The sequence below is a fragment of the Streptococcus sp. 2021WUSS126 genome, assembly GCF_044427255.1.
In the GTDB taxonomy this organism is placed as follows: Bacteria; Bacillota; Bacilli; order Lactobacillales; family Streptococcaceae; genus Streptococcus; species Streptococcus hashimotonensis.
The window spans coordinates 57,093-75,930 of the sequence record NZ_JAOTGI010000001.1; the positions used below are offsets into that span (position 1 = coordinate 57,093).

At 43.2% G+C, this 18,838-nt stretch carries 15 protein-coding genes; 12 read left to right on the forward strand and 3 right to left on the reverse strand.

Going from position 1 to position 18,838, the window contains the following annotated elements; genetic code table 11:
• The first annotated feature begins 265 nt into the window (after window positions 1-265).
• Genes ODU39_RS00275 through ODU39_RS00285 form a run of 3 tightly spaced genes read left to right on the forward strand, consistent with a single transcriptional unit; the run spans window position 266 to window position 2,809 of the window.
• The gene (locus ODU39_RS00275; RefSeq protein ID WP_044768085.1) at window positions 266-1,153 is read left to right on the forward strand and encodes a class C sortase; all 888 of its coding nucleotides are present in this window, start codon (window positions 266-268) and stop codon (window positions 1,151-1,153) included.
• A complete protein-coding gene (locus ODU39_RS00280) occupies window positions 1,131-1,988 on the forward strand; it encodes a class C sortase (protein WP_398579598.1) in 858 nt (285 codons plus the stop codon). The genes ODU39_RS00275 and ODU39_RS00280 overlap by 23 nt, the downstream gene beginning before the upstream one ends.
• Complete coding sequence (locus tag ODU39_RS00285; RefSeq protein WP_174853522.1) at window positions 1,985-2,809, forward strand: class C sortase; 825 nt, start codon at window positions 1,985-1,987, stop codon at window positions 2,807-2,809. Before ODU39_RS00280 ends, ODU39_RS00285 begins: the two co-directional genes overlap by 4 nt.
• A 571-nt stretch (window positions 2,810-3,380) precedes the next feature.
• On the opposite strand, the gene sntA is transcribed toward ODU39_RS00285, so the two are convergent.
• A complete protein-coding gene (gene sntA / locus ODU39_RS00290) occupies window positions 3,381-5,822 on the reverse strand; it encodes a heme-binding protein SntA (protein ID WP_398579599.1) in 2,442 nt (813 codons plus the stop codon).
• A gap of 256 nt (window positions 5,823-6,078) precedes the next feature.
• Here sntA and ODU39_RS00295 point away from each other — a divergent pair, with 256 nt between their 5' ends.
• The 3 genes from ODU39_RS00295 (at window position 6,079) to ODU39_RS00305 (ending at window position 8,987) form a co-directional block, all read left to right on the forward strand.
• Window positions 6,079-8,280, forward strand: coding sequence for a bifunctional (p)ppGpp synthetase/guanosine-3',5'-bis(diphosphate) 3'-pyrophosphohydrolase (locus ODU39_RS00295; RefSeq protein WP_014636726.1), 2,202 nt, complete (start codon window positions 6,079-6,081; stop codon window positions 8,278-8,280).
• 1 nt (window position 8,281) lies between these two features.
• The gene (dtd, locus tag ODU39_RS00300; protein WP_398579600.1) at window positions 8,282-8,725 is read left to right on the forward strand and encodes a D-aminoacyl-tRNA deacylase; all 444 of its coding nucleotides are present in this window, start codon (window positions 8,282-8,284) and stop codon (window positions 8,723-8,725) included.
• Window positions 8,726-8,801: 76 nt separating this feature from the next.
• On the forward strand, window positions 8,802-8,987 hold the full coding sequence (locus ODU39_RS00305; protein ID WP_024384320.1) for a hypothetical protein: 186 nt from the start codon (window positions 8,802-8,804) through the stop codon (window positions 8,985-8,987).
• 416 nt (window positions 8,988-9,403) lie between these two features.
• On the opposite strand, the gene ODU39_RS00310 is transcribed toward ODU39_RS00305, so the two are convergent.
• Window positions 9,404-10,063 carry a metal-dependent transcriptional regulator gene (locus tag ODU39_RS00310; protein ID WP_002942034.1) on the reverse strand — a complete coding sequence of 220 codons (660 nt, stop codon included), beginning with the start codon at window positions 10,061-10,063 and terminating at the stop codon, window positions 9,404-9,406.
• A 125-nt stretch (window positions 10,064-10,188) separates the two neighbouring features.
• Between ODU39_RS00310 and ODU39_RS00315 the strand changes: the two genes are divergently transcribed.
• Window positions 10,189-11,112 carry a metal ABC transporter solute-binding protein, Zn/Mn family gene (locus tag ODU39_RS00315; RefSeq protein WP_044754415.1) on the forward strand — a complete coding sequence of 308 codons (924 nt, stop codon included), beginning with the start codon at window positions 10,189-10,191 and terminating at the stop codon, window positions 11,110-11,112.
• Window positions 11,113-11,341: 229 nt separating this feature from the next.
• Here the strand turns inward: ODU39_RS00315 and ODU39_RS00320 are convergent, their stop codons facing one another.
• On the reverse strand, window positions 11,342-11,611 hold the full coding sequence (locus ODU39_RS00320) for a hypothetical protein (protein WP_228377310.1): 270 nt from the start codon (window positions 11,609-11,611) through the stop codon (window positions 11,342-11,344).
• A gap of 43 nt (window positions 11,612-11,654) precedes the next feature.
• Here ODU39_RS00320 and ODU39_RS00325 point away from each other — a divergent pair, with 43 nt between their 5' ends.
• The 5 genes from ODU39_RS00325 (at window position 11,655) to leuS (ending at window position 18,662) form a co-directional block, all read left to right on the forward strand.
• A complete protein-coding gene (locus ODU39_RS00325; RefSeq protein WP_398579601.1) occupies window positions 11,655-12,425 on the forward strand; it encodes a metal ABC transporter ATP-binding protein in 771 nt (256 codons plus the stop codon).
• The gene (locus tag ODU39_RS00330) at window positions 12,418-13,278 is read left to right on the forward strand and encodes a metal ABC transporter permease (protein WP_044693436.1); all 861 of its coding nucleotides are present in this window, start codon (window positions 12,418-12,420) and stop codon (window positions 13,276-13,278) included. The genes ODU39_RS00325 and ODU39_RS00330 overlap by 8 nt, the downstream gene beginning before the upstream one ends.
• A complete protein-coding gene (locus tag ODU39_RS00335; protein ID WP_105178875.1) occupies window positions 13,271-14,110 on the forward strand; it encodes a metal ABC transporter permease in 840 nt (279 codons plus the stop codon). Before ODU39_RS00330 ends, ODU39_RS00335 begins: the two co-directional genes overlap by 8 nt.
• Before the next feature lie 55 nt (window positions 14,111-14,165).
• Window positions 14,166-16,058 (forward strand): M13 family metallopeptidase, encoded by a 1,893-nt coding sequence (locus ODU39_RS00340; protein WP_398579602.1) that lies wholly within the window; start codon window positions 14,166-14,168, stop codon window positions 16,056-16,058.
• 102 nt (window positions 16,059-16,160) lie between these two features.
• Complete coding sequence (gene leuS, locus ODU39_RS00345) at window positions 16,161-18,662, forward strand: leucine--tRNA ligase (RefSeq protein ID WP_398579603.1); 2,502 nt, start codon at window positions 16,161-16,163, stop codon at window positions 18,660-18,662.
• Window positions 18,663-18,838 lie beyond the last annotated feature (176 nt).

An 18,838-nucleotide genomic window follows, 5' to 3' on the forward strand; every position in this document is an offset into this window, starting at 1 on the left:
ACAGACTAGAATAGAGGGAAAATCCCATTGTCAGGTTGAATCTGGGGCAATGGGATTTTTCGTTTTAAAGTTGGATTATGGTATAATAAAAGCAGAATGTAGGGGATTTTATACTCTTCAAAAATCAAAATTATCCGTTGTCAGCTAGCCTTAATGAACTCCAGTTCTGTCTTCGGCTTTGTTTCCCAGGCTACTTTTGGTTTTCATTGAGTATTAGCTTTGCAATGCAGTAGAAAGACAATGGAAGAATAATAAAGTTCGGATTATGATACAGAAAAAATCGGGAAAAACTACAAAGAGAAAAAAGAAAAGCAATATCCCCTTTTACTTGGTATTTTTGATTGGATTTGGGATTTTACTTTATCCTCATGTTTCTAATTTTTATTATCGATATGAGTCGGATCAGCTGACTAATTCTTTCGACCAAGAAAAAAAGACCTTAGCTTCTGAGGAGGTTAAGGAACGAATGGATTTGGCTCAAGCTTTTAATGAGAGTCTGAATAATGTGGTTTCAGAGGATCCGTATACCAAATCACGACATGAAGCTGGACGGGTAGAGTATGCACGGATGCTGGAATTGCATGAAAAGATAGGTTATGTTGAAATTCCAAAAATTGAGGTCAAGCTTCCTGTTTATGCAGGAACTTCTGAGACCGTTCTTCAAAAAGGTGTAGGGCATTTGGAAGGAACATCCTTACCGATTGGGGGGAGCGATACCCATACTGTCTTAACGGCTCATACAGGTTTACCCAAAGCTCGGTTATTCACAGACTTAACGAAGGTAAAAATCGGTGATACTTTCTACATTCACAATATCGTAGAAACATTAGCGTATGAAGTAGATCAAATAGTGGTTGCTGAACCAACTCAATTTGAGGAATTGCTGGTCAAGCCTGGGCAGGACTATGCAACTTTGCTAACCTGTACGCCTTACATGGTGAATACGCACCGTTTATTGGTACGCGGCCATCGTATTCCTTATGTTGCAGAAGAGCATCTTAAAGCGTCTGAAAATGCAGAGAAGCGTATTCTTATTCGTTATCTTCTTTATGCGCTTGGAATGTTTGTCGGTATTTTACTGATTTTCTTATTAACAAAAAGGCGGAAAAATAAAAAGAAAGTGACGAGTAATGATGAAACGTTCACAACTTAGAAAGGGAATATCTAAACAGTCCATACTCTTGAAGCTTTTATTTCTCTTTGGTTTAGTAGTGACGCTGTATCCGTGGATTTCTCAATATTATTATCGTTATGACTCTGATTATAAAATCCAATCATTTTATGAACAAGCACAACAGTTACCGAGTGAAGAAGTTCTGAAAAGGTTGGAGCATGCTAGGGCCTACAACCAGACCTTGGAACCTCACAAATTGCAAGATCCTTACACAGAAGAAGAGAAGGCTGGGGTAGTGGAATACGCTCGTATGCTTGAGGTGAAGGAGAAAATTGGTTTTGTAGAAATTCCGAAAATCAACGAGCGAATTCCTATATACGCTGGTACAACTGAGGAAGTATTACAAAAAGGAGCGGGGCATTTGGAAGGTTCCTCCTTGCCAGTTGATGGAGAAAGTACTCATACTGTGATTACGGCGCATCGTGGTCTTCCTAATGCTTCGCTATTTACCAATCTCGATCATTTAAAAGTTGGGGATCAATTCTACATTCATAATATAGCTGAGGTCTTGGCTTATGAGGTGGACCAGATTTTAGTTGTTGAACCGAATAATTTTGATCCTGTTATAGTTCAAAACGGAAAAGACTATGCAACCTTGCTAACCTGTACTCCTTATATGATTAACAGCCATCGTTTGTTGGTACGTGGCCATCGCGTTCCTTATGAGCCGAAAGTTGCCATCAAGCAAAAACCGACATTCTTTTTGGATATGCTAACGCTATCCTACTTGGTAGCCCTATTAATCATAGTAGTGATTGTTATTATCCTCTATCTTCTCCGTAGGAAGAAGTGTCAAAAGGGGGAAATGAAATGATGAAAAGAATAGGATATATTTTCATGTTGGTTGGTTTGTTGCTTCCTTTAGTGTTACTGACAAATATGTCAGTGCAGGAGTTTCAAGTTTTCCAACAGTATCAGTCTTATCGTAGGAATTCTAAATTCTTTTCGACAGAGCAACTCGAAGAAATTAAGGCTTATGGGGAACAGGTTAGTGGTGGTGACTTACCCACAGTTGATCCCTTTGCAGAGAAAAATGATTCAAATAGTACCGATGTGTTATTTTCTGAATTAATGGATGAGGCAATTGGTTATTTGAGTATTCCAAAAATTGAAATTCGACAACCTATTTATGTTGGGGCGACCAGTGAACATTTAAATGATGGAGTTGCTTCTGTTATAGGAACAGCTTTACCTATAGGTGGAATAGGTCGACGAAGTGTCATTGCCGGTCACCGTAGTTGGTACAATGATCTCAGATTTTTCCGACTGTCAGAGTTGAGAGAAGGCGATAAGATTTTTATTGAGGTTGGCGGGAGGACGCTGACGTATTTGGTAAAAAATACAGAAGTGATAAAAGCAACAGATTGGCAAAAGTTATTACCTGTTGAGAGTCAGGATATGGTAACCTTGTTGACATGTGATCCACTAATTCCTCCTTTTGATTATCGCTTGTTAGTCAATGCTTATCGCGAATCAGATGTAATAGAGGAAGCTGATGAAGTGAGCCAGACCAGTCAACGTGAAATAAAGCAGTTTCAGCAATATTCATTCAGTCTTGTATTTTACCTGACGATGTTTGGTTGGGTCTTGTTGCTTTATATCCTTTACCGTTTTATTAGAACCTGTATTTGGTAGGATGAAGGGTGTTTTTGGTGTACGCAGAGGTCAAAAGAGGGTTGAAACAAAGATAGGTTTCCTCCTAGTGAGCATGAATTTATACTCTTCGAAAACCAAAAGCAGACGTTATTAACTTGATTTGATGAACTTCAGTTCTATCTGCATCTGCGTCGCCTAGTCTGATTTTGATTTTCATTGAGTATTAACGAAAATTGGTTAAGAAATTAGTCCAAAACAATGGGAGCAAAAGAAAAACACAGACAGCTTAGCTGGATTTCATCAAAATCAGCTTGAGTCTATCTGTGTTTTTTTATTGAGTGCAAAAGGGTATTGGTATAGTGACAAGTCGTACGAACGCCTCTTTATACTCTTCGAAAATCAAAATTATCCGTTGTCAAGAGTCTTGATGAGTGAAAAGCTCCAGTGGAGGTTTTCAGCCTGTTACCTTGAAATAAGATAGTAACAGAGTTCTATCTTCGACTTCGTTTCCTAGGCTACTTTTGATTTTCATTGAGTATTAAGAGGTTCGTGACGAGTCAAAAGCAATGAGGCTTGAACAAGGGCTAGTTTTTGCTCAGTCTCGTCTATTTTAATGTTCTTTTTTCTTAGTCCATGCACCGACAAAACCAATCAAAGTGAGACCAAGCAGACTAAGCATAGAAGTAGCTTCTCCTGTTGCAGGGAGTGTCTTGGTGCTCGCTTGTGAATGTGGACTAGCCAATTTATGTTGTGGAGCAGGAGCTGGTGGATTTACCGCTGGAAGAGTAATTCGTTGACCAGATTCGAGTACAATATCTTGACCTGTGTTACCTTGATCTGACTGCTGTTCATCTGGAGTCACTACTTTAGGTTCAGTGTAGACAAATTTGAACTCACCGAACCCTTCGCTGGAAGTTGAAGCCTGTAGGTAGACAATACCTTTTTGGTCAGCAACTAGAGCTTTCGCACGATCTGCTGTCAAGAAGCGGAGGTCGAGTCCCTTGATACTATCTGTAAAGGTCCAGTTATTGTCTGCTGTAGGATTGATAACTTTTTCATCGATAATATAATTGATGATGGCTTGGCGGTTTTCCAGGTTCAATAAGCGGTTGATAGAAGCTTCGCGAACCCCAGGGAAAGTACCGTTTGCACGGTAGTTGTTGGTCACAACGATGAATTCTTGATCAGCTGTCACATCTTGCCCATTGTATTGCAGCTTCCGAACCCTGCTGGCGTTTTCGTTGACTACCTTACCATCACGATCGTATTTATTTGGTTGCGTAATATCGTACTGATAAGTTACTCCGTCAATAACGTCAAAATTGTAAGTGCGGAAATCTGTGTTGACTAGGTTTTGTGGCTCTGTTGAGCTTGGGTCAACTTGCTTGAATTGTCCTGCGGACATTTCCAACCATTCTTTGAGTTGGACACCGTTGACTTTCAAGATGGCTACAACGTTGTCGTAGAGGTAAAGGTCTGCTACGTTCTTGATGGCGATTGGGCCAGCAGGAATGTCTGTATAGGCTGAAGCATCGCCTCGAGTACCAGCCTTAAATGGTGCAGCCGCAGATAGGATTGGTAGATTAGCTTCTGGAGTCCCCACCAACTGTTGTTTTGCATACCAAATCTGTGCATTGTTAACAATCTGTACAGAAGGATCATCTTGAACAAGGGCAAAGAAGCTGTTGATTGGAGCAGTTGTTTCACCGACTTGTTGACGAACATATTTGATGGTTTCGTTATGGGCTTCTTTAGCAAGGTCGATGATGCGACCATCTGCTACAGATGATTTTGTATCAATTTTACGAATAGCCGCTTTGCTAGAAGTAGCTGTCCATTTGCCATCTTTAAAGACTAGATTAAGGTCAATCACACCGAGGTGATCACCGTATTTTCCAGCCATGGTGACAGGAGTGCCGTTGATTTTACCATTTGTATCATCCACGCCAGAGTATTTAGCATAGAAGCTTGGTTTTTCGGCAGTTCCTGGGAATTCTGCGTGGGAGTGACCTGTGATAACCGCATCAACTCCTTTTAGGCTGGCGATTTGGTAACCGACATTTTCCTCGCCGACTTCATATTGATCATCGCCGATACCTGAGTGGGAAAGGACCAGAACGATGTCTGCGCCATTTTCTCGCATGGTTGGGATAATATCGCGAACGGCTTCAACTGCATCACGGACAATCACTTTTCCTTCTAGATAAGCTTTGTCCCAGTTGAGAATTTGAGGGGGAACAATCCCTGTAACACCGACATTTAGTGTAACCTTTTTACCCTCGGTGTCTGTGAACGTCTTTTTCACAATGGTATAAGGGGTGTAGAGAAAGTCTTTTGTAGTCGGATCGAGGACATTGGCATTGACTAGAGGCATGTTGGCTGTACGAATTACTTTTTCGAGGTAGGCAAGGCCGTAGTTAAATTCGTGGTTGCCAAGTGTGCCGACGTCAAATCCCAGCGTCTCTAAGGCGGCGTACATAGGATGTTGTTCGCCTTCTTCAATAGGATCAACGATAGACTTGTAATTTCCAAGAGGAGTACCTTGAATGGTGTCTCCATTATCTACCAATACAACATTTGGATTTTCTTTTTTTGCCTCTTCGATAAGAACAGCTGTTTTTGCCAGACCCAGCGTTTCCACTGGTTTATCTTGGTAATAGTCATAGTTGACCAAGTTTGTATGGAGGTCAGTTGTTGCGAGAATGCGAACATCAACAGTTTGTCCTTCAACAGGCTGACTAGTTTCAGTTGCAGCAGGAGTGACCGTGCGTGCTTCTGAAGCAGTTGTGTCAGTTGTCTCGCTCGTAGGATCACTAGTTTCAGCTGTCTCGGAAGAGCTTGGATTTTCAGCTTCGGTAGTGGCTGGAGCAGGAGATTCTGTATTATCAGCTTTCTCTGTGGTGTCAGTTTCAACTGGTACAGTCTGACTTGCTTCTGTTGAAGAAGCTGGAGTTGTGTTGAGAATCTCTTCGGCTTGAGCTAATTTTGGATTGCTTGCAGCTAAGAGAGCTAGTGTGAGTGCTACGGCACACTTACTGAAACGAAAATTCATAAGAATCCTCCATTTTCTTTTTTATAATAATCTTCTACAATCATTATACAGCTAAGAAATATAAAATTCAAGACTAATTCTGAACGTTCGATTGAAAAATAAGTGAAAATAGTAAGAAAAACAATGAAAAAAGGAACGTTCGTTGAATCTGAGTCTGGGTTAGATTGTTTGTAATTAGTAGTCTTATGTTAGATTCCTTTTTCTTTTTTCGTGAAAATGGTAGAATAGTAGGAAATATAAGAGGAAGAGTAGAGATATGAAAGAAATTAACTACACTGGGGAGGAAGTGGTTGCCTTGACAGCCACCTATTTACCGGAAGAAGATGTTATATTTGTCAAGAAAGCTTTGGATTTTGCGACAGAGGCACACAAGTCCCAATTTCGTAAATCGGGCGAGCCCTATATTGTACACCCGATCCAGGTAGCAGGTATTTTAGCAGGACTCAAGCTGGATGCTGTGACGGTTGCCTGTGGTTTCTTACATGATGTGGTTGAAGATACGGATGTAACCTTGGATGATATGGAGGCTGAATTTGGTCCAGAGGTTCGCCATATTGTCGGCGGTGTTACCAAACTGGGTAAGGTTGAGTATAAGTCTCATGAGGAGCAGTTGGCTGAAAACCACCGAAATATGCTGATTGCTATGTCTCAAGATATGCGGGTAATTCTGGTCAAATTAGCCGACCGTTTGCACAACATGCGGACTCTTAAGCACTTACGCAAGGACAAGCAGGAACGTATTTCACGTGAAACAATGGAAATCTATGCACCGCTTGCCCACCGTCTAGGTATTTCTTCTATCAAGTGGGAATTGGAAGACATGTCTTTCCGCTATCTCAATGAGATTGAATTCTACAAGATTACTCGAATGATGAGCGAGAAGCGTCGTGAACGGGAAGAGTTGGTCAATGAAGTTGTTGATAAGCTAAGAGACTATACAGAAGAGCGTCATCTACATGGTCAGATTTACGGTAGACCCAAGCATATTTACTCTATCTATCGCAAAATGCACGATAAGAAAAAGCGGTTTGATCAACTCTATGACTTGATTGCCATTCGTTGTATCATGGATACTCCGAGCGATGTCTATGCTATGTTAGGGTATATTCATGAATTGTGGAAACCTATGCCAGGTCGCTTCAAGGACTACATTGCCAACCAAAAAGCTAACGGATACCAGTCTATTCATACCACGGTTTACGGACCGAGAGGTCCAATTGAGTTCCAAATTCGGACCATGGAAATGCATCAGGTGGCGGAATACGGGGTGGCAGCTCACTGGGCTTACAAGCGTGGTGGCAAGGCAACTGCTAGTGAAAAAGAGTTACGCTGGATTAACAACTTGATTGAACTCCAAGAAGGAGCTGGGGATGCGCAAACCTTTGTAAATTCTGTCAAGGACGATATTTTTACAGAGCGTATTTACGTTTTCACGCCAGATGGTGCGGTGCGTGAATTGCCTAAGGACTCCGTACCGATTGACTTCGCCTATGAAATTCATACCAAGGTCGGCGAGCGGGCGACAGGTGCCAAGGTCAACGGCCGTATGGTGCCTCTGACGACCAAGCTTAAGACAGGCGATCAGGTGGAAATCATCACCTCAGCCAACTCTTTCGGTCCAAGTCGTGACTGGGTCAATCTGGTTAAAACCCACAAGGCTCGCAATAAAATCAAGCAGTTCTTCAAGAATCAGGACAAGGAATTGTCTGTTTCAAAAGGGCGTGAGATGCTTCAGAACCTACTCCAAGAAAATGGCTACGTTCCCAACCAATACCTGGACCGTCGCCACATGGATGAGGTCCTGCAAAAGACCAGCTATAAGACCGACGAATCCCTTTTTGCGGCAGTTGGTTTTGGAGAAGTTTCTGCCATATCAATCTTTAACCGTCTGACAGAAAAAGAGCGTCGCGAAGCTGAGCGGGCTAAGGCTAAAGCTGTCGCGGATGAATTGGTCAACGGTGGCGAAGTCAAACACGACAACAAAGATAGTCTGAAAATCCGTCACGAAGGTGGTGTGGTCATTGAAGGGGCGTCAGGCTTGCTGATACGGATTGCTAAATGTTGTAATCCAGTACCTGGCGATGAAATTGTCGGCTACATCACCAAGGGGCGTGGGGTAGCTGTTCACCGTGTAGACTGTATGAATCTCAAGAGCCAAGAAAACTATGATGTCCGCCTGATTGATGTGGACTGGGAGGATGAAAATTCGACCAAGGAATATATGGCAAATATTGACATTTACGGTCTCAACCGCTCAGGTCTTCTCAACGATGTCCTCAAGGTTTTGACCAATGCCAGCAAGAACATTTCTTCGGTTAATGCCCAGCCAACCAAGGATATGAAGTTTGCGACCATCCACGTTTCCTTTGGTATTTCCAACCTGGCAACCTTGACCAGTCTGGTGGACAAGATCAAGTCGGTGCCAGAAGTTTACTCAGTGAAAAGGACCAACGGATAAGATGAAAATTGTACTACAACGTGTATCACAGGCCAGTGTGACCATCGAAGGAAATATCCATGGGCAAATTGAACAAGGGCTTTTGCTCCTAGTCGGTGTGGGACCAGATGACAGCCAGGAAGACCTGGACTATGCTGTTCGAAAAATCGTCAATATGCGGATTTTTTCAGATGAGGCAGGCAAGATGAACAAGTCTGTTCAAGATATAGGGGGCAAGATTTTATCCATTTCCCAATTTACCCTTTTTGCGGACACCAAAAAAGGCAATCGCCCTGCTTTTACAGGAGCGGCAGCTCCTGCCCTAGCCAGCCAACTCTATGATGCTTTTAACAAAGCCCTGTCAGCCTTTGTGCCTGTTGAAGTGGGCGTTTTTGGGGCGGATATGGCGGTTAGCCTGGTCAATGATGGGCCGGTAACCATTGTTTTGGATACGAAAAATAAGTAAAACTTTTGGCAATGGTATGTACTCTAGTTATGTATTTTGATATACTAATATTGAAAAAATAGGTATGGAGGCTGCTATGAAAAAATTGCTCAAAAATCATTTCTTTTATTTGACGACTGCGTTTCTTTTGATTTTAGTGATTTACTTTAGTGGAATAGATAAACGTTGGATTATTTTGGCAAGTTTTCTTTATTTTATTCCATCGCAGATTTTATACCGTCGTCGCCTAAAAGAGCGACTCCAAGAAAACCAGCCCAAGTAGGCTGGTTTTTTCGACAGTATTGGTTATTTGAAAACAATGTGCTATAATAATGTTGTCGCAAAGTAGTAGTTTATGCTTTGAAGTTAGGATGAGGTGAGCAAGAATATGAGAAAATTTTTTCAAGACCTTAATCAAGAGTATCTGGAAACCAGAAGTTCAGTTGGAGAAGATTGGCTGGAGTGGGTTATCCAGAGAAAGATGACCTGGGGCATGCGGTGGGGGTTGGTAGGGATTCTCATGTTTGTCTTGCAGCCTTTAACTTATAACCCTCACTTTCTATTGGGCTGTTTTTATATAGGGTTCTTACTTTGGTTAGTGTATGTATGTGGGCAACTATTTTTTGCGGCCAGATCTATTTTCCGTAATTTGAAAAAGAGGTAACTATTTATTTTAGAAGAAAAAATCGCTCAGCTTGTTTAGGCTGGGCGATTGCTTTTTTCGATGAATAATTGTTGAGCGATGGCTGTTGGGACGGCGAGCTCTTTGTCCTTGTACTGGATGGTGATGGTTTGGGCAAAGTGGTCGAAGTCTGTGACGGTTAGTAAATCACCGACAGCTAATTCATGTTGTTCCAAGTACTGAAGGAGTTGATAGAAGTCATGGATGCGGACAAGCTGGTAGTTCCCTGTCTCAGTTAGCTGTGACAGCCGTGTCTGGTAGCGTTCGATGAGCGGTTGTCCTGCTTGAGGAATGCTTCCCCCGTGAGGACAAGTTTGGGGCTGTTCCAGTAGCAGGTCTAGGCGATTGATAAAGTGATCTGAAACGGTGTGTTCTAAAATCTCAGCCTCTTCATGTACTTCTTCTGGAGAGTAGCCAAGTTGCTCAACTAAGAATACTTCAATCAAGCGATGTTTGCGATAGAGGCTGGCTACCATTTCAAGGGCGGTTTGGCTGAGGAGATAACCTGCCTTGGCATCCTTAGAAATGAGCTCTTCGGCTACCATTTTTTTGAGCATTTCGGAAACGGCTGGTGCGGAGAAGGCCATCTTCTCTGCGATGAGTTTATTGGTAATTTTTTGGTCTAATTGACCCAGTTCATAAATACATTTTAGGTAATCTTCTTTGTTTGGTGTCATGAGAACTCGCTTTCTACTGAGACTATTATATCAAAAAATTTAAAAATCAGTTGACAAAATGATTTTTTTAGATTAATCTAATTATAAAGTTAGGTATGCTTAATAAAAATAAAAGGAGAACCTATATGAAGAAAATATTGTTCAGTTTTGCTCTGCTATTGTCCCTAATAGGACTAGGAGCTTGTCGTCCATCGCAAACCACAGAAGGCTCTAGTAAGCCAAGAGTGGCTGTGACTACTTCCTTTCTCAATGACATGGTCTATCAGTTGGCGGGTGATGAGGTGGAACGTGATTTGCTGATTCCAGCAGGAGAAGACCCTCATTTGTACGTAGCCAAATCTAGTGATTTATCAAAATTACAAAAGGCTGACCTTGTTCTCTACCACGGTTTGCACTTTGAAGGTAAAATGGTTGAAGCTTTGGAGAAGACCGGAGTAGCTGTTTCTAAAAACTTTAATGCAAAAGACTTGAATACGATGGATGAGGATGGGGAAGAAATTGTCGATCCGCACTTTTGGTTTTCAATTCCCTTGTACAAGTCAGCTGTAGCTGTAGCTTCAGAGGAACTACAAAAACTCTTGCCTGCTAAAGCTGAGATGATTCAGAAAAATACAGAAAAATACCAAGCGCAGCTGGATGATTTGCATGCCTGGGTAGAAAAAGAATTAAGTGTGATTCCAAAAGAAAGTCGCTATTTGGTAACGCCACATGATGCCTTTAATTACTTTGCTGCTAGTTATGACTTCACTCTTTATGCTCCTCAAGGAGTGAGCACCGACTCAGAAGTGGCTAATAGTGATATGATTGAGACAGTTAACCTAATCATTGACCATAATATCAAGGCTATCTTTACAGAGTCTACAACTAATCCAGAACGCATGGAGAAATTGCAAGAGGCAGTAAAAGCCAAAGGCGGTCAGGTTGAAGTTGTTACTGGCGAAGGTAAGGAGTTATTCTCAGATTCCTTGGCACCAGAAGGCGAGGAAGGGGATACCTTTATCGACATGTACAAACATAATGTTACATTGATGGTTAAATATCTGAAATAGTACAGGTCGAACGGACTTGCTATTCAATGAAGACTAGAGAAATTGCCGAAGGTAGAGTTGATAGGTACCAATATGAGGGACAATCAATTGTTTCGAGCACAAGCAGTATAGGACTCTTTTCATAGGAGGTGGCAACGCTTGGGGGAGGATAGGCGTTAGTAGCAAATCTGAGGTCCTTGACTAGAAATACTGTTTGTAGACCTCGGTGCTGTTGGTTCACAGCGGGACTTTATATATCAGTAGTCTGTGCGTGAATAGGGATTTCAAATGAGTAGTAAAAAGGACTCGGTCTAGGTCGAGTTCTTTCCGTTTTTGGACCATTTTTAACAGAATTATAAACATACAATTGAAAGAAGCATTGGTGCTCTGCGAAAATCAAATTCATGTACTGATGTGTTGAAATGAGCGAGGTATAGGGTTTTCCAGCAATTTGTTGGTACGGTATCTTAATCTTATCAACTTTCTCAGCTTGGTAGGTTGGTCTGATTTTGATTTTCATTGAGTATGAATGAGGTATATCGTTTTTTAAAATAGGAGGAAATATGTCAGCAATCATTGAATTAAAAGATGTCAATTTAGCATATACAGCCGGCCAGACCATGGCTTTAGAAGATGTCAATTTGGTGATTCCCAAAGGGAGTCGGACGGCTATTGTTGGACCAAATGGTGCTGGGAAGTCCAGTCTATTCAAGGTCATTTTGGGGTTGGAAAAACCTATCACAGGACAGGTTCGCTTGCTTGGTCAGGAGGCAGGTCTAGAGAGGGTGATTGCTCAAAAAGTAGCCTATATTCCCCAATCCAGTCAAGTAAACTGGCAATTTCCTGCAACAGTTTTTGAAATTGTTCTGATGGGACGCTTCGCTCATAGTAAGGGAATGTTTCGAAGACCGACTAAGGCTGATAGACAGATTGTTGAGCAGGCTCTAGAGCGGTTAAAAATTGCGGATTTACGCCATCGTCAGATTGATCAGCTTTCAGGTGGGCAGCGTCAGCGGGTCTTTCTAGCCAGAGCCCTGGCACAGGAAGCAGAATTGTACCTTATGGATGAGCCTCTAGCAGGGATTGATCAGGCAACAGAAATCATGATCATGGATATGCTCAAGGAGTTCCAATGTGAAGGGAAAACTTCCATTGTCATTCATCATGACTTAACGACGCTGGATGCCTACTTTGATCACCTTGTCTGGCTTCATAAGCATGTGATTGATTCTGGTCCGATGGATGAGACTTTGACAAGTGAGAATTATCAGGCGACCTACGGCATAGGAAATGGGCTGTTTCTAGGAAATACCAAAGGAGGCAGTCATGTTTGAGGTTTTCAAAGAGTATTCTTTCTGGACAGTCGCTTTAGGGACCGTTAGTCTAGCTGTAGCAGCCAGTACTATCGGAAGTATATCTGTTCTTACTAAACAGAGTTTGCTTGGGGATGCTCTTGGGCATGCTTCTTATCCTGGAGTGATTGTCTCTTTCATGATTTTTCAGTCGCGACATCCTCTCTACTTGCTGTTAGGAGCAGTGTTGTCAGGCTACCTTTCTTATGCACTTGTCCATTGGCTGCGTCGAAAAGGTGGTCACAGCCTAGTCAATGCCCTTTCATTGGTGTCTGCTTCTTTCTTTGGTTTGGGAATGGTCTTGAAAAATGCTATTCAGGGAAATGAAGCCTTTGCAGGGGCTTCCCAGGCTGGATTGCAAACCTATCTATTTGGACAGGCAGCCTTTATTCAGCTGGATGATGTGATACTCATCGGAATTATTTCTCTATTGGCTTTGGCATTGTTTACTTTCTTTTATCAAGACTATAAGCTGTATCTGTTTGATCAAACTTTTGCAAGGGTTATTGGTGTTCGTGTAAAGTACTTACAGCAGTTGACGATGTTTTTGATGATTTGTCTAATTGCAGTAGGATTAAAGTTAGTCGGGGCTATTTTGATGAGTAGTTTTTTGATTGCACCAGCTGTCTTTGGCTTGATGCTGGGAAAATCGTATCACAAGAGTCTGTTACTGGCAGGAATCGTTGCAATTGGGTCGGCTTTCGTAGGGACCTGGATTAGCTCCAGTGTATCTGGTTTGTCGACCGGACCGACTATTATCGTCTGTCTGACAGGTCTGACCCTGTCTGCATTTGTGTATGTTACCTATGTCAGAAAGGAGAATGGTCGTGTTTGAAGTATTACTCATTTTGATGGTTATTGCTAGTTCTTGTGGCTTGCTCGGCTCGATACTGGTTGTAAAAAATCAATCGATGTTGGCAGATGCGCTATCGCATTCTGTCTTGCTTGGGATTGTTCTGGGATTTTTTATTAGTCATAGTTTGGATTCGCCATTGCTAATAGTTGGTGCCAGTCTGTTTGGGTTATTATCGGTTCTTGCCATTGACCGTCTGCATAGTCGAAAGATAGCGCATGATGCCGCAACAGGTCTAGTTTTTTCTTTCTTTTTTGCAGTGGCGGTTTTGCTTATTTCTCTTTTTGCTCGCAATGTTCACTTGGATGTGGATCTGGTTTTGCAGGGGGAAGTACTTTTTGCTCCGCTCCATCGTATGGATGTTCTAGCCTGGTCACTCCCTGTTAGTCTGGTCAAGTCGAGTTTGGCTTGGTTGGTTATTGTTCTATTTTTTGCTTGGGCTTACCATCGTTTACAAGTGTACCTATTTGATAGCAACCATGCTCGTTTGTCTGGCTTACGAACAAGGATGTTAGAAATGGTTATTTTGATTCTAGTTTCTTTAACTACTGTTCTGGCCTTTGAAGCGATTGGCTCGATGACTGTTATTGTTTTCTTGGTGGCACCAAGTATGGCTGCCCTACATTGGGTCAAATCCTTTTGGCAATTGCTTATTTTCGGGCAAGGTATCGCTATTCTAACGGTTGTGCTTGGTTTTTTAGTGGCCAATCAACTGGATTTAACCATGTCAGGAACCTGTGCCGTTATCAGCCTTCTTGTGGTTTGCTCGAGTATTATTTTAAAAAATACTTGGTCACGGTCATCTGATAAGTGAAATTGTCAGAATTTTTTGTTATTATAGTCATTAAGAAAGCCAAAGGAGAAAATCAATGACACGTTTACAAGATGATTTTTACGAATACGTCAATGGTGAATGGGCAAAAACAGCCGTGATTCCAGATGACAAGCCAAGAACAGGTGGTTTCTCAGACCTGGCGGACGAGATTGAAAAGCTCATGATTGACACGACCAATGCTTGGTTGGCGGGAGAAAACGTCCCAGAAGATAGCGTTTTGCAAAACTTTGTGGCCTTTCACAAACAAGTAGCCGACTATGCAACCCGTGACCGTTTGGGAGCAGAACCAGCACAAGCCTTAATTGCAGAGTACAAGGCTCTCAACTCTTTCGAAGAATTTACCAGCAAGCTGGCAGAATATGAGTTGGCAGGCAAGCCAAACCTCATGCCTTTTGGTGTGGCACCTGACTTTATGGATGCCCAAACCAATGTTCTGTGGGCAGATTCTCTAGGCATTATCTTGCCAGATACGACCTACTATGAAGAAGGTCATGAAAAAGGAGCAGAATTACTTAAAATGTGGAGAGAGAGTCAAGAAGCTCTCTTGCCTAAGTTCGGTTTCAGCGATGAGGAAATCAAGGACCTATTAGACAAACGTTTGGAACTGGATGCTAAGATTGCCAAGTATGTCTTGTCAAATGAAGAGGGGTCTGAGTATGCCAAACTCTATCATCCGTATGAGTGGGCAGATTTTACTGCCTTGGCACCAGAGTTGCCTTTGGATGATTTCTTCACAGCTATTTTAGGGCAAACGCCAGACAAGATTATCGTGCCTGAGGAACGCTTCTGGCAGGCTGCTAAGGACATTTACAGTGCGGATAATTGGGAGCTTTTGAAGGCGACCTTGATTTTGAAAGCGGCAGGAGCTTATACAGCCTTCCTGTCGGATGAAATCCGTATTCTAGCAGGAGCCTACAGCCGTGCCCTTTCTGGTACACCGCAGGCTCAAAACCAAGAAAAAGCAGCCTACAACTTGGCACAAGGTTACTTTAACCAGGCTCTCGGCCTTTGGTATGCAGGGGAGAAATTCTCACCAGAAGCCAAGGCGGATGTGGAAGCAAAAGTTGCCAAGATGATAGATGTCTACAAGTCTCGTTTGGAAACGGCAGACTGGTTGGCTCAGGAAACGCGTGACAAGGCCATTGTCAAACTCAATGTTATCAAGCCTTACATCGGCTACCCAGAAGCCTTGCCAGAGCGTTATTATAAAAAGATTGTTGACCCAAGCAAGTCTTTGGTGGAAAATGCCATCGAACTAAACAAGATTGACATTGCTCATGGTTGGAGCAAGTGGAACAAGCCTGTGGATATTAAGGAATGGGGTATGCCAGCTCACATGGTCAATGCCTACTACAACCCACAGAAAAACTTGATTGTCTTCCCGGCGGCCATTTTGCAGGCGCCTTTCTACTCGCTAGAACAGTCTTCATCAGCTAACTACGGCGGTATCGGTGCGGTTATTGCCCACGAGATTTCCCATGCCTTTGACTCCAACGGTGCTTCCTTTGATGAGCATGGTAGTCTCAATAACTGGTGGACAGAGGAAGATTATGCAGCCTTTGAAGCCCGTACCCAGCAGGTCATTGACCAGTTTGAAGGTCAGGATTCTTATGGTGCCAAAATCAATGGTAAGTTGACTGTGTCAGAAAACATTGCCGACCTAGGTGGGATTGCAGCGGCCTTAGAAGCAGCCAAGTCAGAGGATGACTTCTCCGCAGAGGAATTCTTCACTAACTTTGCTCGCATCTGGCGAATGAAGGCCCGTCCTGAGTTCATGCAGATGTTGGCTAGTGTCGATGTCCACGCACCAGGTCATCTGCGTACTAACATTCAGTTGCCAAACTTCGATGAATTCCATGAAACCTTTGGCGTTCAAGAAGGCGACGGCATGTGGCGTGCAAAAGAAGACCGCGTGATTATTTGGTAAAAATGGGAAAACAGCTAGTGAAAACTGGCTGTTTTTGTCTTTCCCAATTCCCCAAAAACGTGATATAATAGTAAAGATAATTTATTGACATGGAGAAATGACATGAGCTTCTACAATCACAAGGAAATCGAGCCCAAATGGCAGGAATTTTGGGCAAAAAATCATACTTTTAAGACGGGAACAGATGCGGACAAGCCAAACTTTTATGCCCTAGACATGTTCCCTTATCCGTCTGGTGCAGGCCTTCACGTTGGTCACCCAGAGGGTTATACTGCGACAGATATTCTCAGCCGTTACAAGCGTGCCCAAGGCTACAACGTTCTTCACCCAATGGGCTGGGATGCCTTTGGTTTGCCAGCAGAGCAATACGCTATGGATACGGGAAATGACCCAGCTGACTTTACAGCAGAAAATATTGCCAACTTCAAACGTCAGATTAACGCCCTTGGCTTTTCTTACGACTGGGACCGTGAGGTTAATACGACTGACCCTAACTATTACAAGTGGACCCAGTGGATTTTCACTAAGTTGTATGAAAAAGGCCTGGCCTACGAGGCAGAAGTGCCTGTAAACTGGGTGGAGGAATTGGGAACAGCTATCGCCAACGAAGAGGTCCTTCCTGACGGAACATCTGAGCGTGGTGGCTACCCAGTTGTTCGCAAGCCAATGCGTCAATGGATGTTGAAAATCACTGCCTATGCAGAACGTCTGCTCAACGACCTAGAAGAAGTTGATTGGCCAGAGTCTATCAAGGACATGCAACGCAACTGGATCGGTAAGTCAACTGGTGCCAATGTGACCTTCAAAATCAAGGACACAGACAAGGACTTCACTGTTTTCACAACTCGTCCAGATACCCTTTTTGGTGCGACTTATGCTGTTCTTGCCCCTGAGCATGACTTGGTGGATAGCATTACATCGCCTGAGCAGGCAGAAGCTGTGGCAGAATACAAACGCCAAGCTTCCCTCAAATCAGATCTTGCCCGTACAGACCTTGCCAAAGACAAGACTGGTGTATGGACAGGTGCCTATGCTATCAACCCTGTCAACGGTCGTGAAATTCCAATCTGGATTGCTGACTATGTGTTGGCAAGCTACGGAACAGGTGCTATTATGGCCGTTCCTGCCCACGATGAGCGTGACTGGGAATTTGCGAAACAGTTTGGTTTGGACATCATTCCAGTTTTGGAAGGTGGCAATGTAGAAGAAGCACCTTACACAGAAGATGGTCTTCACATCAACTCTGACTTCCTAGACGGTCTTAACAAGGAAGAAGCCATTGCCAAAATGGTAGCTTGGTTGGAAGAAAATGGTCTTGGTCAGGAGAAAATTTCTTACCGCCTCCGTGACTGGCTCTTCAGCCGTCAACGTTATTGGGGTGAGCCAATTCCAATCATCCACTGGGAAGACGGCACTTCCACAGCAGTACCTGAAAATGAGTTACCTCTGGTATTGCCAAAAACCTCAGACATCAAGCCTTCAGGTACAGGGGAGTCCCCTCTTGCTAACTTGACAGACTGGTTGGAAGTGGTGCGTGAAGACGGCGTAAAAGGTCGCCGTGAGACCAACACCATGCCACAATGGGCAGGTTCTAGCTGGTACTACCTCCGCTATATCGACCCACACAACGATGAGAAATTGGCAGACGAGGAGCTTCTCAAAGCTTGGTTGCCAGTGGACATCTACATCGGTGGTGCTGAGCACGCGGTTCTTCACTTGCTTTATGCTCGCTTCTGGCACAAGTTCCTCTATGACCTTGGCGTTGTGCCAACCAAAGAGCCATTCCAAAAACTCTTTAACCAGGGTATGATTTTGGGAACTAGCTATCGCGACAGCCGTGGTGCCCTTGTAGCGACCGACAAGGTGGAAAAACGCGACGGTTCTTTCTTCAATATCGAAACTGGTGAAGAGTTGGAGCAGGCACCTGCTAAGATGTCCAAGTCTCTTAAAAACGTGGTCAACCCAGATGATGTGGTCGAGCAATTTGGTGCGGATACCCTCCGCGTTTATGAGATGTTCATGGGTCCACTTGATGCGTCAATCGCTTGGTCAGAAGAAGGTCTCGAGGGCAGCCGTAAGTTCCTTGAACGTGTTTATCGCCTCTTGACGACTAAGGAGATTGTGGCGGAAAATAGCGGAGCGCTTGATAAGGTCTACAATGAAACTGTGAAGACGGTGACAGAGCATATCGAAGACCTGAAATTCAACACGGCTATCGCTCAACTCATGATTTTTATCAACGCAGCCAATAAAGAAGACAAGCTCTGTGTCGAATACGCCAAAGGCTTTGTCCAATTAATCGCCCCATTTGCACCACACTTGGCAGAAGAATTATGGCAAGGTTTGACTAAGTCAGCTGAGTCTATCTCATATGTCGTATGGCCAACATATGACGAAAGCAAGCTGGTAGAAAGCGAAGTGGAAATCGTTGTCCAAATCAAGGGCAAAGTAAAAGCTCGCTTGACCGTAGCCAAAGATTTAGCACCAGCTGAACTTGAAAAAGTTGCCCTTGCAGACGAAAAAGTCCAAGCTGAAATCGCTGGGCAAACAGTGGTGAAGGTGATTACGGTTGTAAACAAATTGGTTAATATTGTTGTGAAATAACCAAACTAGTGAATATCCTGGCGAAATAAATGTAAATAACAAGAAACGACTTCCGTATTGGAGGTCGTTTTTGTATTTTCTAGAATAATCATGTTGTCTTAATTTCCGTTGTGATACGGAAAAAGAGGGTCTGTGTATCCGTTTACAATAGATGTGCACTGAAATATAATAAGAAT

What these genes read in the sequence shown, in the direction of transcription:
- ODU39_RS00295 (WP_014636726.1), top strand. Translation starts at nt 6,079, where the DNA reads ATGAAAGAAATTAACTACACTGGGGAGGAAGTGGTTGCCTTGACAGCC.
- sntA (WP_398579599.1), bottom strand. Translation starts at nt 5,822, where the DNA reads ATGAATTTTCGTTTCAGTAAGTGTGCCGTAGCACTCACACTAGCTCTC.
- ODU39_RS00325 (WP_398579601.1), top strand. Translation starts at nt 11,655, where the DNA reads ATGTCAGCAATCATTGAATTAAAAGATGTCAATTTAGCATATACAGCC.
- ODU39_RS00320 (WP_228377310.1), bottom strand. Translation starts at nt 11,611, where the DNA reads ATGAAAATCAAAATCAGACCAACCTACCAAGCTGAGAAAGTTGATAAG.
- ODU39_RS00275 (WP_044768085.1), top strand. Translation starts at nt 266, where the DNA reads ATGATACAGAAAAAATCGGGAAAAACTACAAAGAGAAAAAAGAAAAGC.
- dtd (WP_398579600.1), top strand. Translation starts at nt 8,282, where the DNA reads ATGAAAATTGTACTACAACGTGTATCACAGGCCAGTGTGACCATCGAA.
- ODU39_RS00310 (WP_002942034.1), bottom strand. Translation starts at nt 10,063, where the DNA reads ATGACACCAAACAAAGAAGATTACCTAAAATGTATTTATGAACTGGGT.
- ODU39_RS00285 (WP_174853522.1), top strand. Translation starts at nt 1,985, where the DNA reads ATGATGAAAAGAATAGGATATATTTTCATGTTGGTTGGTTTGTTGCTT.
- ODU39_RS00330 (WP_044693436.1), top strand. Translation starts at nt 12,418, where the DNA reads ATGTTTGAGGTTTTCAAAGAGTATTCTTTCTGGACAGTCGCTTTAGGG.
- ODU39_RS00305 (WP_024384320.1), top strand. Translation starts at nt 8,802, where the DNA reads ATGAAAAAATTGCTCAAAAATCATTTCTTTTATTTGACGACTGCGTTT.
- leuS (WP_398579603.1), top strand. Translation starts at nt 16,161, where the DNA reads ATGAGCTTCTACAATCACAAGGAAATCGAGCCCAAATGGCAGGAATTT.
- ODU39_RS00340 (WP_398579602.1), top strand. Translation starts at nt 14,166, where the DNA reads ATGACACGTTTACAAGATGATTTTTACGAATACGTCAATGGTGAATGG.
- ODU39_RS00315 (WP_044754415.1), top strand. Translation starts at nt 10,189, where the DNA reads ATGAAGAAAATATTGTTCAGTTTTGCTCTGCTATTGTCCCTAATAGGA.
- ODU39_RS00280 (WP_398579598.1), top strand. Translation starts at nt 1,131, where the DNA reads ATGATGAAACGTTCACAACTTAGAAAGGGAATATCTAAACAGTCCATA.